Source organism: Vibrio navarrensis (assembly GCF_015767675.1).
Lineage (GTDB): Bacteria > Pseudomonadota > Gammaproteobacteria > Enterobacterales > Vibrionaceae > Vibrio.
The window spans coordinates 2,232,075-2,247,457 of record NZ_CP065217.1; the positions used below are offsets into that span (position 1 = coordinate 2,232,075).

General features: G+C 47.1%; 17 protein-coding genes. 7 read left to right on the plus strand and 10 right to left on the minus strand.

Annotated elements, in window-relative coordinates:
• The first annotated feature begins 671 nt into the window (after positions 1–671).
• Positions 672–800, plus strand: coding sequence for a hypothetical protein (locus I3X05_RS10680; RefSeq protein ID WP_264299506.1), 129 nt, complete (start codon positions 672–674; stop codon positions 798–800).
• Between the two features lie 43 nt (positions 801–843).
• Here I3X05_RS10680 and focA read toward each other — a convergent pair whose 3' ends face one another.
• The gene (gene focA / locus I3X05_RS10685; protein WP_045571979.1) at positions 844–1,686 is read right to left on the minus strand and encodes a formate transporter FocA; all 843 of its coding nucleotides are present in this window, start codon (positions 1,684–1,686) and stop codon (positions 844–846) included.
• A 236-nt stretch (positions 1,687–1,922) separates the two neighbouring features.
• Positions 1,923–3,287 (minus strand): hypothetical protein, encoded by a 1,365-nt coding sequence (locus tag I3X05_RS10690; RefSeq protein WP_045571980.1) that lies wholly within the window; start codon positions 3,285–3,287, stop codon positions 1,923–1,925.
• Between the two features lie 345 nt (positions 3,288–3,632).
• Here I3X05_RS10690 and I3X05_RS10695 point away from each other — a divergent pair, with 345 nt between their 5' ends.
• Positions 3,633–3,866, plus strand: coding sequence for a TIGR02647 family protein (locus I3X05_RS10695; protein WP_039439378.1), 234 nt, complete (start codon positions 3,633–3,635; stop codon positions 3,864–3,866).
• Here I3X05_RS10695 and I3X05_RS10700 read toward each other — a convergent pair.
• Positions 3,856–4,602, minus strand: a complete 747-nt coding sequence (locus I3X05_RS10700; protein WP_045571981.1) for a substrate-binding periplasmic protein — start codon at positions 4,600–4,602, stop codon at positions 3,856–3,858. The genes I3X05_RS10695 and I3X05_RS10700 overlap by 11 nt on opposite strands.
• Before the next feature lie 298 nt (positions 4,603–4,900).
• Between I3X05_RS10700 and I3X05_RS10705 the strand changes: the two genes are divergently transcribed.
• Positions 4,901–5,755 carry an NAD-dependent epimerase/dehydratase family protein gene (locus tag I3X05_RS10705; protein WP_045571982.1) on the plus strand — a complete coding sequence of 285 codons (855 nt, stop codon included), beginning with the start codon at positions 4,901–4,903 and terminating at the stop codon, positions 5,753–5,755.
• 55 nt (positions 5,756–5,810) lie between these two features.
• Here I3X05_RS10705 and I3X05_RS10710 read toward each other — a convergent pair whose 3' ends face one another.
• Both I3X05_RS10710 and cysS read right to left on the minus strand, forming a co-directional pair.
• Positions 5,811–6,389 (minus strand): thymidine kinase, encoded by a 579-nt coding sequence (locus I3X05_RS10710; protein ID WP_045571983.1) that lies wholly within the window; start codon positions 6,387–6,389, stop codon positions 5,811–5,813.
• Positions 6,390–6,465: 76 nt separating this feature from the next.
• Complete coding sequence (cysS, locus tag I3X05_RS10715) at positions 6,466–7,848, minus strand: cysteine--tRNA ligase (RefSeq protein WP_193157809.1); 1,383 nt, start codon at positions 7,846–7,848, stop codon at positions 6,466–6,468.
• Between the two features lie 200 nt (positions 7,849–8,048).
• Between cysS and I3X05_RS10720 the strand changes: the two genes are divergently transcribed.
• The 4 genes from I3X05_RS10720 (at position 8,049) to I3X05_RS10735 (ending at position 11,235) form a co-directional block, all read left to right on the plus strand.
• Complete coding sequence (locus I3X05_RS10720) at positions 8,049–8,543, plus strand: peptidylprolyl isomerase (RefSeq protein ID WP_045571985.1); 495 nt, start codon at positions 8,049–8,051, stop codon at positions 8,541–8,543.
• A 60-nt stretch (positions 8,544–8,603) separates the two neighbouring features.
• Positions 8,604–9,332 carry a UDP-2,3-diacylglucosamine diphosphatase gene (gene lpxH / locus I3X05_RS10725; protein WP_193167111.1) on the plus strand — a complete coding sequence of 243 codons (729 nt, stop codon included), beginning with the start codon at positions 8,604–8,606 and terminating at the stop codon, positions 9,330–9,332.
• Between the two features lie 122 nt (positions 9,333–9,454).
• Entirely contained in the window at positions 9,455–10,669 is a 1,215-nt protein-coding gene (locus tag I3X05_RS10730; RefSeq protein WP_193167088.1) for an EAL and HDOD domain-containing protein, read from the plus strand.
• A gap of 65 nt (positions 10,670–10,734) precedes the next feature.
• Positions 10,735–11,235 (plus strand): YchJ family protein, encoded by a 501-nt coding sequence (locus tag I3X05_RS10735; protein ID WP_045571988.1) that lies wholly within the window; start codon positions 10,735–10,737, stop codon positions 11,233–11,235.
• Between the two features lie 253 nt (positions 11,236–11,488).
• Here I3X05_RS10735 and hisIE read toward each other — a convergent pair whose 3' ends face one another.
• From hisIE to hisB, 5 genes are read right to left on the minus strand one after another with little or no spacing between them, the layout of a single operon-like run.
• On the minus strand, positions 11,489–12,124 hold the full coding sequence (gene hisIE, locus I3X05_RS10740) for a bifunctional phosphoribosyl-AMP cyclohydrolase/phosphoribosyl-ATP diphosphatase HisIE (RefSeq protein ID WP_039432431.1): 636 nt from the start codon (positions 12,122–12,124) through the stop codon (positions 11,489–11,491).
• Entirely contained in the window at positions 12,121–12,894 is a 774-nt protein-coding gene (gene hisF / locus I3X05_RS10745; protein WP_039429666.1) for an imidazole glycerol phosphate synthase subunit HisF, read from the minus strand. Before hisF ends, hisIE begins: the two co-directional genes overlap by 4 nt.
• Positions 12,876–13,613, minus strand: coding sequence for a 1-(5-phosphoribosyl)-5-[(5-phosphoribosylamino)methylideneamino]imidazole-4-carboxamide isomerase (gene hisA, locus I3X05_RS10750; protein WP_045571989.1), 738 nt, complete (start codon positions 13,611–13,613; stop codon positions 12,876–12,878). Before hisA ends, hisF begins: the two co-directional genes overlap by 19 nt.
• A gap of 12 nt (positions 13,614–13,625) precedes the next feature.
• A complete protein-coding gene (gene hisH, locus I3X05_RS10755) occupies positions 13,626–14,240 on the minus strand; it encodes an imidazole glycerol phosphate synthase subunit HisH (protein WP_045571990.1) in 615 nt (204 codons plus the stop codon).
• Between the two features lie 13 nt (positions 14,241–14,253).
• Positions 14,254–15,327, minus strand: coding sequence for a bifunctional histidinol-phosphatase/imidazoleglycerol-phosphate dehydratase HisB (gene hisB, locus I3X05_RS10760; protein WP_337970710.1), 1,074 nt, complete (start codon positions 15,325–15,327; stop codon positions 14,254–14,256).
• Positions 15,328–15,383: the final 56 nt, after the last annotated feature.

Below are 15,383 nucleotides of genomic sequence, written 5' to 3' on the forward strand. Positions count from 1 at the left end.
TTCAATTAAATCTCTGCTTGCAGCAGCGGTTATTTAACACTTTTTTGAGCTCATCCAGAGATGTATCTGATTGATATTTCATGTGTAAATTTGTGAATGAATATGAAAAATTGTGCAGTTTGCAAATTTGTTAAAACAAAAACATAGCAGAAACAATTAAGCACAAAGTGGGAGAGAACAAACAGGAAAAAGGAGGGGAAATTGTCGTTGAACAACGCGAAAATGTAAAAAATTTGTAGTGCAGATGCTAAATTCTCATGCCGCTAAAAAAGCACTTTCGCCGCGAAATATACGTCGAAACCGACTTATTTTAAACCACACACGCTTGTTCCATTTCTGCTGGTAAGCCACTTCATTGACGATTAATTACTTTAGCCACCATATTTTCTACCAAATCACAGAAATGATGCCTTTATAGCCATTTTTCCAACATAAAATCGCAAGTAAAACGCCCAGATAACGAACGATTAACTTGTTATTTTTAGATAAGTTAGCGAATAAAAAGATACACACGCGCTTTGCGATAAGTTATCCACAGAAAATGTGGATAACCTAATTCTCTTACCCGCTATTAAGCTGACGATAGCGGCCAGTTACCGAATTTGACATCACACTTTTGCAATATCCAATCACTATAGTCTCACCAATGGTTTCAATAAGGACAGTTGACAATGGAAACTCAAGGCTTGGCAAGTTTGCACCGACACGAAAATGAGTTAGAGGAAGGGGTTTTAGACTGGCTCAAACATGAACCCGAAGAGTTGGTCGAACTCAAAGAGTGGATTGAATTTCAGGCATGACATGCATAAAAGAAGGGCAGACTCGCGTCTGCCCTATTGTTCATCAGTCTCTTAGGTAGATTAACCAATACCACATACCGACAAACACACCGCCACCGATGATGTTCCCCAACGTCACTGGCAGTAAGTTATTGATTAAGAAATTGCTCATGGTCAAATCAGCATAGTCAGCGATATTCGCGCCGGTGATTTGCCAGAATTCCGCTGGCGCAAACAGCTTGATGCCAACCGCCATCGGTACCTGGAACATGTTGGCAATGCAGTGCTCAAAACCCGCTGAGACAAACATCGCCACAGGTAAAATCATCACCGTGATTTTATCGGTTAGCGTACGACCACTAAAGGTCATCCAAACGGCGATACAAACAAGCACGTTACACATGATGCCAAGCGCGACGGCCTGAAAGAAACCGTGATGCAGTTTGTGTTGGGAAACAGCCATGGCGTTTAGCCCGACTTGTCCGTGGTCAAACATGTACTGCTTAGTGATCAACATACAGGCAACCAACAAAATGGCACCGACCAAGTTGCCGACGTACACGACCATCCAGTTTTTAAACAGCACCCGCCATGAGATTTTTCCGCTTGCACGCGCAACCAATGTGAGTACTGAGCTGGTAAAGAGCTCCCCGCCCGTCACCACAACCAAAATCAGGCCTAAACTAAAAGCCAAGCCCCCGACTAAACGCGTCATCCCCCAAGGAAGATCGCCAGCACCTGTGGTAACTGTGGTGTAGAAGACAAAAGCAATGCCGATATGAATACCCGCAGAAATAGCGAGTAAGAACGATTTTACGGGGTCTTTAGTTGCTTTGCCTTCACCGATCTCTGCCGCTCTTTCAGCAGCCTGGGGTGGCAGTAGCGAGTCAAACTGATTGAAGTTCATTGGTAGTTACAATTAGAAACAATTCCGAATGGCGCGGATAATCTCTCCTTTTCCGGACTTTTTCAAGGGGCATTTGGAATGTTTACAAAATTTGTTGCTTTCGTGACGACAAAAACTATATCCGATCACACTATGTAGATCCCTTTTGTTGTTAAAAAACAAGCTTCAGGAATTCTAAAGACAAAAACGCCCTGATAATGAAACCAATATCAGGGCGATGGATAAGGGGTTGAATACTACTCAGCGACTGTGGTTTCTACCACTTCGTCTGCTACTGCCGCTTCCGTTTCCACTACAGGCGTTTCCGCCACAGGTGCTTCTGCTACCGCTGCATCAACACCTTCTGCAACTTCGGTAGTTTCTGCTTGTACTGGCGTATCGGCGGCGTTTTTCGCTGGAATAGTTTGGCTCAGCGCCAACTGCTGTTTCAGATTCGCAATCAGCTCTTCAAGGCTCTTGATGTGCGATGCTTCACGATCAATTTGCGCTTGCAGAGAAGCTTCGCGCTTGCTGGCTTTCTCTGCCGCTTTTTGTTGCTCGCTGTTTTTCGCATTCAGTTCAGACACTTTGCGTTTTAGCGCGGTCACTTCATCCGCCAAGTCAGAGGTTTTATCTGCTGCGTGCATCTTTTCCACACTCGCTAAGATTTTCTCTGTCTGTTCGCGCAGCATAACGTTGCGGTAGTCAGAGCCATCAACAGCTTTTGAAATAGCCAGCAGTTTGTTCTCGATCTCTAAAACCGAGTTTTCAAATTTCTCATCTTCCACTGATGCCAATAACTTCACTTGGTGAGTCACTTGCTTAACGTGCTCGATTTCAAACTTCGCATTGAATACGGCTTGCTCGATCGCAGTTTTGTCACGTGGGTTGGTTTGCGCGATATTGGCGGCGATATTCACCACGTTTTCCGCTGTCGCAAAACTCACTGGCGCAACTTCGTTAAAATCCTCTTTCTTCAACGTTTTCAGTTCTTGCTGTAGCGGAAGAATGTAGATTTTCTTAACAACTTTGATTTCAAGTTGTTTAGCGTTGTTGAGGAACTCGACCTGCTTCGCTTGGGCCTCTTCAAGCTCATCGACAACCACATATGTAAACAGTTTCTTGTACTGAACGGCCAAGCGATCGTAATCCGCTTTGTAGTAGCTCACCGCGTCGATCTCATCGAGATATTCCATCTGAGCAATCGAATCGGCCAGAATAACGTCTGCTTTTTGTTTTAAGGTTTCTAGAGCGCGATAGTTCTGCTCAACCAGTTTAATTTGTTCATCGTACGCTTGCGCATAAGTGTCGCTTGAAAAGAGTGAGTAACTTTTACCCGCAAGTGACGGCTCTTTCTCTATTTCTGCATAGATTTTGCCAGCTTCTTTCCAAGCATTAAGCAGCTCACGATAGTTTTCTGGCGCATAGACGTTGAGAGAGTTCACATCTTCCAGAGTCTCAACCCAGTACTTGTGAGACTTTTGCACACCCTTGAATGGCGCACTGGTATCTTGGCTTGCTTGATTGGTTTCACTCGCCGTTGCGTTCTCTTCTGGAGTGGATTGACAGCCAACAATCGTCAACAGCATTGAGACCGCCAATGCTAACTTCATCTTTTTCATTGTTTTTTCCTTTTCTACGACTTATCGACTGCTTTTTTGCCTTCTGATGAAAAAGAGTTACCGCAAAACTGAGGTCGACAACCAGAGACAAAAATGTGCTTAATTAAATAGCCACCAACAAGCCGCTAATTTTCACAAACTTCGCTAAATATAATACAACTAATGTGTAAATAATACGTAGCATTGACTAGGCGAATAATAAAACAGCGTTTCTTGTACAAAAGCTTTTTCAGTGCACAAAATGAAGCACAACCTTTCAGACATTTAACATTTCTTGACCTTATTCATTGTCAGGAGCGCGAAGGCGTACTAAGTTGAAACGAAAATGATAATCGGAGTATGTCCATGAAATTTACCGAAGAGCACATCGCAGAACTGAACCTATTGCTTCAGTTCGATTTAAGTAGCGCAGCCACAGGTATTAAAGTTCACAAAGAAGCCTCTCAATCGACGCAAGAAGCGGTAAAACGTCTATTTGACAAAGGTTTATGCACGCAAATTGATGGCGGCTATTTAACCGACGAAGGAATTGAAGTCGCAGAGCATGCGGAGCGTACGCTCAGAGTACTCAGTTCTTAGTCGTATTGGATAAACGCTTTACGCGCTCAATAACGGCCAGCCTATCAACTTGAGCCAACCCTTGATTAAAAGTATCACGCCACTGAATTCCCAGTGGCGTGTTTTTAAAGGCAATATGAAGTTGTTTTTCGACCAACAACTTCTCATTCATTTTCACTCGCTGACGGAGAAAGTCCGCTTTAGGATCCGCTTCCACCAAGTAAGCTAAAACATTGGCATCAATCACCGCAATATCCAGCCGCCCCTTGGCAACCAGATAAATGTTCAATAAATCGCTGGCGCTTTGCTCAACGTAGAGTTGCTGCGCAGCGATCATCGCATCCAATTCCGGTGTATTGATATAGTCCTGCACGACGCCGACCCGAAAAGGTATGATGTCTCGCAAGCTCTTCCAACCTATAGGCTTATTGATATTTTCCACAAACCCGAGCGGGCCGCTACCAAGAGAAGTCGAAAACACATACTCTTGGGTGGCAAACTCATATTCAGGAAAGTAGCCGACGAATTGCTCACTTTTCGCTACTTTGGCGATTGCTCTTGGCCAAGGGTGAAACTCCACTTCCAGTGCATATCCCATCGCTAAAAATGCTTCGCGAGCAATCGCTACCGAGTAACCATTTTCGGGTAAGTTGGCTCCAGAATATGGCGGCCATTCCAATGAGGTGAGGTGTACCTTGGGCATTTCAGCTCGGCACACCACACTGTAACAAAGTACTAAAACCACCAACCACTTCATCACGGCTGCTCTCTCATTAATGATGGAGTACTTAGTAAAGATAATGCCAGATGGTTTAAGATGCGACTTTAACTCGCGACTTACACCGCTGCACTTCGTCGGATGAGAGTGAGCCAGATGTTTCTTTTCACTTTATTGCCTACAACCGCGTAACTCACTTAATTTCTAGGCAGACCCACTATTTGAGCTCGCTTGCAAGCGTTAGCGTAATTCGGCTGGTATTTTTAACAAAACACTGGTTAGATGCGTTTTATATTGCAATGAGTACTCTTTTGAATAATTGATTTCAGGTTTAGCGATGAAAAACATTCTTATCATTGGTGCGGGTTGGCTCGGTTTTCCTCTAGCACAAACACTCACAACACTTGGCCATACGGTGTTTATTACCCGTCGCTCACAAGAGGCGCTCGAAAGCCTCGATTTCGCCGCCAACAGAAAATGGCCGCTGGATCTCAATCATCCCGATGCGCGCCAACAGCTCAGCCACCATCTCAATACAAAAAAATTTGACGTAGTCATTGGCTGTTTTCCTCCCGGCTTTCGTAAAGGCCAAGGCGATGAGTATGCCCAGCACTGGCAACTGGTTGTCGATGCGCTAAGCAGCTCACCTGCAACTAAGGTGATCATGATAAGCTCAACCACGGTTTACCCAAATCGTGCAGAGAAAATGGTCGAAGATGCCGCCAGTTTGGCGATAGCGCAAAACAATAGCCAGTTTAGCGACAAAGCACGTATCATGCTGCAAGCGGAAAACGCACTCGTTCAATCTGGCCACCCTTTCACCATCTTACGCTTGAGCGGTTTGATAGGGCCACAACGTCATCCGGCTCGATTTGTCGCTCACTTAAAGCAGGTGAGTCGTCTTGCGCCTGCCAATATGCTACATCAGTACGATGCCGTAAACGCTGCGGTTTTTGCCGTCACTCATGCTGATGATCAGATCCTCAACGTGACAACGCCGCGCACCGTCGATAAGGCGACGTTTTATCAAAGCGCTTTAGAAGCGGCAGGGATGCCCGAAGCATTACCTGAGATAGTCGATGTGGCAGATAAAGAGATCCGCGCCGAAAAGCTGCTCTCACTGGGGTTTAAGTTTCACTATCAATCCACTCTGGATGCCTTGTCACTAACCAACGAGTCAACAAAGGGATAGTAAAAAGGTGAGAAAATGGGCTGCCATAAAAAACTCAAGGTAGCCCTAAAATATGTTACTTCCCAAGCGCCTCTTTGTAGTGCTGACGACAAACCGACACATAGCGGTCATTGCCACCAATAGCCACCTGATCCCCTTCTGCAATGGCATTACCATGTTCATCGGTGCGAATGACCATGTTGGCTTTACGGCCACAGTGACAGATGGTTTTCAGCTCAATTAACTTATCAGCCCAAGAGAGCAGATACTTGCTGCCTTCAAACAGTTCGCCGAGAAAATCCGTGCGCAGGCCATAACACAGTACAGGGATGTCGAGCTTGTCGACCACTTCGGTCAATTGATAGACCTGCTCTTTCGACAAAAACTGGCTCTCATCCACCAGCACACAGTGCCGTTTTTCCGCTTGGTTTAATCTGGCAATCTCATGATAAAGATCGCTTTCGCCAGTGAACAAATGCGCTTCTGCTTGCAAACCGATGCGAGAGCTCACCTTGCCGACACCATAACGATCGTCCAAGGCGGCGGTAAAAATAACCGGCGTCATGCCCCGCTCTTGGTAGTTAAATGCCGATTGAAGAAGCGTTGTTGATTTACCCGCATTCATTGCTGAGTAGTAAAAATACATCTGAGCCACAGATTGCTACCTAAAATGAAAAGTGAAAGATTCAAAGAAAAGGGCTGAATAATCAGCCCTTTTTAAAAAGATATAATTATTTGCGACGCCAGCTCGTCCCTTCTGGACCATCTTCCAGTACGATGCCCATCTCGTTGAGTCTGTCGCGAGCTAAATCAGCGTTGGCCCAATCTTTCGCCGCGCGAGAGTCATTACGCAGCTTGATCAGTGCTTCAATTTCGGCCACTTCGTCGTCGTTACCCGCATCGCCTTTGAGAAACGCTTCTGGATCTTGATGCAAAATACCAATCACATCCGCCAGTTCACGCATCAGCGCACCTAGCGCGCTCGCTTTCTCGAGGCTTTCGGTTTTTAAGCGGTTAACTTCGCGAGCCATATCAAACAGCACTGAATACGCCTCTGGGGTATTAAAATCGTCGTTCATTGCGGTAGTAAAGCGCGTTACATACTCTTCACCACCGGCTGGCGCGGCGCTGAGATCCAAACCACGAAGGGCAGTGTACAAGCGCTCAAGCGATGCACGTGCTTGGTTTAAGTTCTCTTCGCTGTAGTTAAGTTGGCTGCGGTAATGACCTGACATTAAGAAGTAGCGTACCGTTTCTGCATCGTAGTGAGACAGCACGTCACGAATAGTGAAGAAGTTACCGAGTGATTTTGACATTTTCTCTTTGTCGACCATCACCATGCCGCTGTGCATCCAAGTGTTAACGTACTTAGTCTCATGCGCGCAGCAAGATTGCGCGATTTCGTTTTCGTGGTGCGGGAACTGCAAGTCCGAGCCGCCGCCGTGAATATCAAAGTGGTTGCCAAGAATCGACGAGTTCATCGCAGAACATTCAATGTGCCAACCCGGACGACCCAGCCCCCATGGCGATTCCCACGTTGGTTCACCCGGTTTAGACATTTTCCAAAGGACGAAATCCAGTGGGCAACGTTTGGCCGTTTCCACATCAACGCGCGCACCCGCTTGCAGTTGATCCAGATCTTGCTTCGACAGCTTGCCGTATTCGTCGAACTTATTGACTTCAAACATCACGTCGCCGTTGTCGGCCACATAGGCAAAACCGCGCTCAATCAGCTTCTCGACCAGCTCAATAATCTCTTGGATGTATTGAGTGGCACGAGGCTCAACATCCGGACGCTTCATGTTCAAGGCGTCGAAATCGGCGTGCATTTCGCCAATAAGACGCTCTGTCAGCGAATCGCACGATTCACCGTTTTCGGCTGCACGTTTGATAATCTTGTCGTCGATATCAGTGATGTTACGCACAAATGTCAGGTCATAGCCTAAGTAGCGCAGGTAACGAGAAACCACATCAAACGACACAAACGTGCGTCCATGCCCGATGTGACAAAGATCATAGATGGTCACCCCACAGACATACATGCCAACTTTACCGGCCGTAATTGGTTTGAATTCCTCTTTCTGTCTGGTGAATGTGTTATATATCTTCAACATGATCTCTATCTAAGCTTGTGAATGAATTACAGGAGGGCGAGTATATCAACTCAATCTCTAATAGGTAATAGCAATTAACCGATAAAACGATAAACGGCTAAACTTCAGACACAAAACCTCGAATTGTTCGCACTGCGTTTGCATGCGACTGAACTTAGGCTAGAATTCTCATTTTGACAAAAACAGTAAAGGAACAGCGCATGATCACCCTGCACACAAATTTTGGTGACATTAAGATTCAATTGAACGAAGAAAAAGCACCGGAAACCAGTGCGAACTTCCTACAGTACTGCCGTGACGGTTTCTACGACAACACTCTGTTCCACCGTGTTATCGATGGTTTTATGATCCAAGGCGGCGGCATGGAATCGGGTCTTCGTGAAAAACAAACCCGTTCACCGATCAAAAATGAAGCGAACAACGGTTTGAGCAACAAAATCGGTACTATCGCGATGGCACGTACCATGGAACCGCATTCAGCCAGCTCACAGTTCTTCATCAACGTAAACAACAATACCTTCCTGGATTTCCGCAGTGAAAGCCTAGATGGTTGGGGCTATTGTGTATTTGGTGAAGTGGTTGAAGGCATGGATGTGGTAAACAAGATCAAAGGTGTGAGTACTGGTTCTCGTGGCATGCATCAAGATGTACCACTTGAAGAAGTGATGATCACAAGCACCACTATCCACGCGTAATCGCTCGCGGTATTTTCAACACGAAGAGTTGATGGGGAGGCAATGCCTCCCCTTATTTCTATGACGACACTATTTATTTCAGACCTGCACCTTAGCCCCGCACGCAGCGACATTACCGAGTGTTTTGTCCGTTTTATGCGTGATGAAGCGCCTCACGCGGATGCCCTTTATGTCTTGGGCGATCTGTTTGAATTTTGGATTGGCGATGATGACCAAACGCCGTTTGCCAATCAAATTCGCATGGAGTTCAAAAGGTTAACCGACAGCGGCGTTGCGGTTTATTTCGTGCAAGGGAACCGTGACTTTCTGTTGGGTAAGCGCTTTTGCAAACAAACGGGCATAACGCTGCTGGCAGACGTCACTACCATAGAGCTATATGGACGAAAGGCGGTAATTTTACACGGCGATACTCTTTGCACCGATGATGTCAGCTATCAAAAGTTTCGCCATACCGTGCATCAGCCTTGGTTGCAATGGCTGTTTAAACGCATTCCTTGGATGATCAAAAAGCGTATTGTTGCCAACGTCCAGTCCGGTGTTCGCGACGACAAGAGCCATAAGTCACTTGAAATTATGGACGTCAATCAGGGAGAAGTCGAAAAGGTGATGGCGCAATATCAGGTGACACTGATGATTCATGGCCATACCCACAGACCTAACGTCCATCACTTCGAAAATGCGCAAGGTCAGATGACACGTATTGTGCTTGGCGACTGGTATCAACAAGGCTCGGTTTTACGTGTCACAGCAGAACAGTTTGATCTGCAAACTCGGCCATTCACCCCTTGAGCAACAACAAAAAGTAAAGAGATGACCGGGTTAGCAAACTGTCGTATTGAGCATAGATCTTTTGTTAAAAGTCGCTATCATCAAGACAAACTCACATGCGTTGATCAGATTAAGTAAACCACTTGAAGTATTCATACGTTGCACGACAGCCCATTCTAAACCGGAATAAAAAGACGATTGGCTATGAGCTCCTATTCAGGGATGGACCGAAAAATACCTTTCCTGAAGTTGAGCCGGAGTTAGCAACCAGCCGTCTGCTGTCCGACCATTTTTTGTCTACCCATTACAGCACGTTGGGCGACAAACTAGGTTTTGTTAATTTTCCCTATCAAAGCCTGCTCAATCTCGTCCCTACCCTATTCCCCAAAGAAAGCTTAGTGGTAGAGATTTTAGAAGATTGCCCACCGACGGATGAACTGCTTGAGGCGGTTAAAACGCTGCACCGTGCAGGCTATCGCATCGCTTTGGATGACTTTGTGCCGAACCGTGCTTGGAAACGCTTTCTGCCTTTTATCCACATTATTAAATTTGATATCCGTATCGTCCCGATTGAGAAAGCGGCAGTCTATATTGGCTCACTCGCCCGCCTTAATATTGAATTCTTGGCAGAGAAAGTCGAAACCTATCAAGAGTATGAAGAAGCGATCGAGGCAGGCTTTCATTATTTTCAAGGCTACTTTTTTAGTAAGCCAGAAATGATTCAGAAAAAGAAGCTCAACCCTTCATTTCTCACCGTAGTGCAACTCTGTAAAGAGATCGCCGACGAGCCAATAGATTTTAATGAAGTGGAACGGCTGTTTTCTATTGATGTGACGCTCTCTTACAAGCTGATGACTTATGTCAACTCAGGTTATACCTTGGCGGCGAAAATTAAGTCGTTTCGTCAAGCGCTGATTTACCTTGGGGAAGATAGATTACGACGTTTTATCTCTTTGGTTGCGGTGGCATCGGTACAAGAGGATAAGCCGGATTCGCTCTACGCGCTCGCTGTGCAACGCGCTCGCGCTTGCGAGTTATTGCTTGGGTACACCAAAGCGCAGTACGACCCGGGGCAAGCATTTCTGACTGGTCTATTTTCACTTTTAGACTCCCTGCTTGACCAACCGCTCAACGATATCCTTAACGACATTCCGGTCGACGAAGAAGTCAAAACTGCCCTTATCGAACGAGAAGGATTGCTTGGCTATCTACTCTCGATGATCATCGCTTACGAACAAGCGGACTGGGAACTGGCCAGCAGATATCAACAACAGCTCGATATCAGTGAAAATCAGTTGTGTAAAGCCTACAGCCAAGCGACCAGTTGGACACAAGAACTGCTTTCGCAAACATCGTAATCGAGTATACTGCCACCAGCCCTCCTAGCGAGGGCTTTGTGTTTCTATTTTAGCTGGATACCGTTATGTCTTTATGCCCTTGTGGTTCTCAACTCACCTATCAACACTGCTGTGAAAAAGCGCACCGTAATCATAGTAATGCGACAACGCCGGAACAGTTGATGCGCTCGCGCTACACTGCTCATGTGTTGGGTTTGGTCGATTACGTTGTGAAGACCTACCACCCAAGCTGTCATGCCGAAGAACAGCGCGAAGGCATCGCTGAATCCATTGAGAATGATTGGTGCAAGCTTGAAGTGGTCAAAGCAGAAGCGGGAAGCAACAAGAACGAAGGTTTTGTCGAGTTCAAAGCTTACTTTAAGGAAGACGGCAAGCAATATTGCTTAAGCGAACGCTCACGTTTCGTTAAAGAAGAGGGGCTTTGGTACTACATTGATGGCACGTTTCCAGACGAAGAAGCCGAGCCAGATCCGCGTCTTAGTCAATCCATTAGCAGCTTGAAAGTCGGGCGCAATGATCCCTGTATTTGTGGCAGTGGCAAAAAGTTTAAGAAGTGTTGTGGGTGAGAGTAGGTTCTAGGTTCTAGGTTCTAGGTTCTAGGTTCTAGGTTCTAGGTTCTAGGTTCTAGGTTCTAGGTTCTAGGTTCTAAAGCCCGAGTGTACCAACTCTCGCTAGGTTGTTGAAATGAGGCGTTCCCGTATTCAGCACACTAAGTATTTGATATCCGACAGCAATCACTAACTTCAATGAAGTGCGCAAGAGCCCCTGCGCACTCTATCTAGGATCCGAGGACCTATGGACTAGGACCTCGTCTCTCCCTTACTTGTGGCGCTCTTTGAGCTTGTTGATCACATCACTCAGCGACAGGCCTTGATCTTGCAAAAGCACCAACAGGTGATAAATCAAGTCGGCGGATTCACACACTAACTCCGCCTTATCGCCCGACGTCGCCGCAAGCGCGACTTCAACGCCCTCTTCGCCCACTTTCTGCGAAATACGTTTGGTACCGCGAGCGTATAAACTGGCGGTATAGGAAGAGTCAGGATCGGCACTCTTGCGGGCAGCCAGTAGCTGCTCAAGTTGATGAAGCCACACCATTTGTGACTCCGCTTGCGCATCGCCATCCCAACACGTTGTCGTGCCAGTGTGACACGTCGGCCCAATCGGGTTCACTTTGACCAGCAAGGTATCACTGTCACAATCCAACGCGATGTTCACCAACTGCAAAACGTTACCTGAGGTTTCCCCTTTGGTCCAAAGGCGCTCTTTAGTGCGAGAGAAAAACGTCACTTGCCCTGTTTCACCCGTTTTTGCCAATGCTTCTTGATTCATGTAACCCATCATCAGCACTTGGCTCGATTGAAAATCTTGTACGATGGCTGGCACCAAACCGTCGACTTTCTGCCAATCAATCCGTCCCTGCAGGGCGTTCACGTCTGCTGTACTAAAACTCATACTCGTACCTCAATACCCTGTTGTTTTAAATACTGTTTCAGCTCACCGATATTAATGATCTGTTTGTGAAATACCGATGCCGCCAGCGCGCCGTCCACATTGGCTTTTTGGTACGCTTGCGCGAAGTGCTCCATTGCACCTGCACCACCAGAGGCAATCAACGGCACCTTACATACTTCACGCACCATGTTGAGTTGCTCAATATCGTAGCCGTTACGCACGCCGTCTTGGTTCATCATATTCAACACAATTTCACCAGCGCCGCGCTTTTGCACTTCTTGTACCCAGTCTCGGGTTTGCCACTGAGTCGCTTTAGTGCGCGCTTCATCACCAGTGAACTGATAAACCTGATATTGGCCAGTTTCTTTGTCGAAATAAGAGTCGATGCCAACCACAATGCACTGAACGCCAAATTTATCGGCAAGGTCGGTAATCAATTGCGGATTGGCCAAAGCGGGCGAGTTGATCGACACTTTGTCAGCGCCAAATTCAAGAATGCGTGCTGCGTCTTCGGCTGATTTAATCCCACCAGCGACGCAGAAAGGAATGTCGATCACTTCGGCAACGCGAGCAACCCAGCTTTTGTCGACCACGCGACCATCGCTGGAGGCTGTAATATCGTAGAACACCAGCTCATCAGCGCCCTCTTCTGCGTAACGTTTTGCCAGAGGAACGATGTCACCAATGATTTCATGGTTACGGAACTGAACGCCTTTCACCACTTGCCCATCACGGACGTCTAAACACGGAATTATGCGCTTTGCCAACATGCAAATGCCTCCTCTGCGCTGAACTTGCCATCGAGTAGCGCTCGACCAACAATCACTCCCGCCACACCGCTGCCTTTCAGTGCTTCAATATCCGCCAGTGAACCGATGCCGCCAGACGATTGAAACTGCACTTGTGGGTACTGTTTGCACAAATCCACATACAGTTCAACATTGGAGCCCGCCAAGGTGCCATCGCGGGAAATATCGGTACACAGTACGTGTTGTAGACCCACCGTCAGGTAGTCATCAATCAGCGCTTCGATGGTGACGCCTGAATCTTCCTGCCAACCGGAAATCGCCACTTTGCGCGTGCCGTCTTGGTCGATATTGATGTCTAGCGCCAGCACAATTTTCTCCGCGCCGTATTTTTCCATCCAACCTTTTACTAATTCAGGCCGTTTTACTGCCGTAGAACCCACCACGACACGCTGCGCTCCTGCTTCAAGCAGATCCACCACGTCTTGTTCTGTGCGCACACCACCGCCGATTTGAATATGCGCTGGCGTGCTAGCAAGCAGTTTGGCAATCAAATCAAGTTGGCGCGCCGAGGTGTCTTTCGCGCCCGTTAAATCCACCAAATGCAGCCAGTTGGCACCCGCTTGGTGGTACAAGTTAAACTGCTCTGCAGGGTCGACTTTGTATTCTGTCACTTGGCCGTAATCACCCTGATAGAGGCGAACGACCTGTCCTTCAATTAAATCAAGAGCCGGAATAATCACACTCAATCCCTTTTATAATTCTAAGAAGTTTTGTATCAGCTTCGCGCCCGCTTTTGAAGAACGCTCTGGGTGGAACTGCACGCCGTAGTAGTTACCACTTTGCACTGCGGCGGTGAACGGGTTACCGTACTCACATTCGGCAATGGTGTAGCTACCGACTGGCATCGCAAAGCTGTGGACAAAGTAAAAATACTCCCCTTCCTCGATGCCTTTAAACAGAGGATGCCCATTTTTCGCCGACACGGTATTCCATCCCATATGTGGTAGCGGCAAATTGCCCGTTTCAAGCAGCTTCACTTCGCCATCACAAAGGCCAAGGCACTCAACCAGTTCGTCCGCTTTTTGGCCTTTTTCTTGAGAAACCTTACCCAAGAGTTGCATGCCCAAGCAGATACCGAGCAGCGGTTTTTCTACCTTCTTAACAAGATCAATCAGATCGCGCTCTGCGAGGTTTTTCATCGCTTCACTCGCGGTGCCTACGCCCGGAAGGAACAGCTTGTCGGCAGAGAGAACCACTTGCGGCTCTCTGGAAATCACCACATCGTAGCCGAGACGTTCAATGGCAAATTTTACCGAAGAGACGTTAGCACAGCCTGTATCAATAATAACCACTTTCTGTTGTGTCACGGTTTTCTCTCCTTTAAAGCACGCCTTTGCTGCTTGGCAACTCGGTTCCTTCCACTTTAATCGCTTGGCGCAAAGTGCGACCAAACGCTTTAAATAAGCTTTCTATGATGTGGTGATCGTTGTCACCCGAGGAAGAAAGATGCAGTGTGCATGCTAAGGTATCAGTGAGCGAACGGAAGAAATGCACCACCATCTCGGTGGAGAGATCACCGACCTGCTCGCGGCCAAATTTCGCGTCAAATTTCAGGTATGGTCGACCAGAGAGATCCAAAGCGCACTGCGCCAAACATTCGTCCATTGGCAAGCTGAAACCAAAACGGCCAATACCACGCTTATCACCCAGCGCTTCTTTCAATGCCTGACCAAGCGCCAGTGCGGTATCTTCGATGGTGTGATGATCATCGATATGCAGATCGCCTTGCACTTGACACACCATTTTAAATCCGCCGTGTGTGGCGATTTGATCGAGCATATGATCGAAGAAACCAAGACCAGTAGAGATCTCATTACCGCCTTGCTCATCAAGATTAACCGCCACTTTGATGTCGGTTTCTTTGGTGGTGCGAACTACCTCAGCAACGCGCGCTTTCAAGGTGAGATCTTTCAGGATCTGTTTCCAGCCCATATTTTCTGGGTGGTATTGAATACCGCGAATAGCCATATTTTCTGCAAGTTGGAGATCCGTTTGACGATCGCCAATCACGTAAGAATTCTGGAAATCCACTTTCCCGGCCTGTAAGTACTCTTTGACTAAGCCAAGCTTAGGTTTGCGACACGAACAGTTCTCACGCTCAAAATGGGGGCAGATCAATACATCATCGAACTTTACGCCTTGAGATTCGAAAATCTCCATCATCATATTGTGTGGTGCGTCGAAATCTTCCTGCGGATAGCTGTCGGTCCCCAAACCATCTTGGTTGGTCACCATCACCAAGCGGTAGCCTGCCGTTTGCAGCGATAACAGACTTGGAATAACAAATGGCTCTAGTTTCAGCTTATCTAAACGGTCTACCTGAAAATCCACCGGTGGCTCGACAATCAAGGTGCCATCTCGGTCGATGAAAAGAATTTTTTGTTGCTTGCTCACGCTCACTTCCTTATTTTTTTTACCCTAAGTCCATGCTGGCTCAGGGCGATGCATTC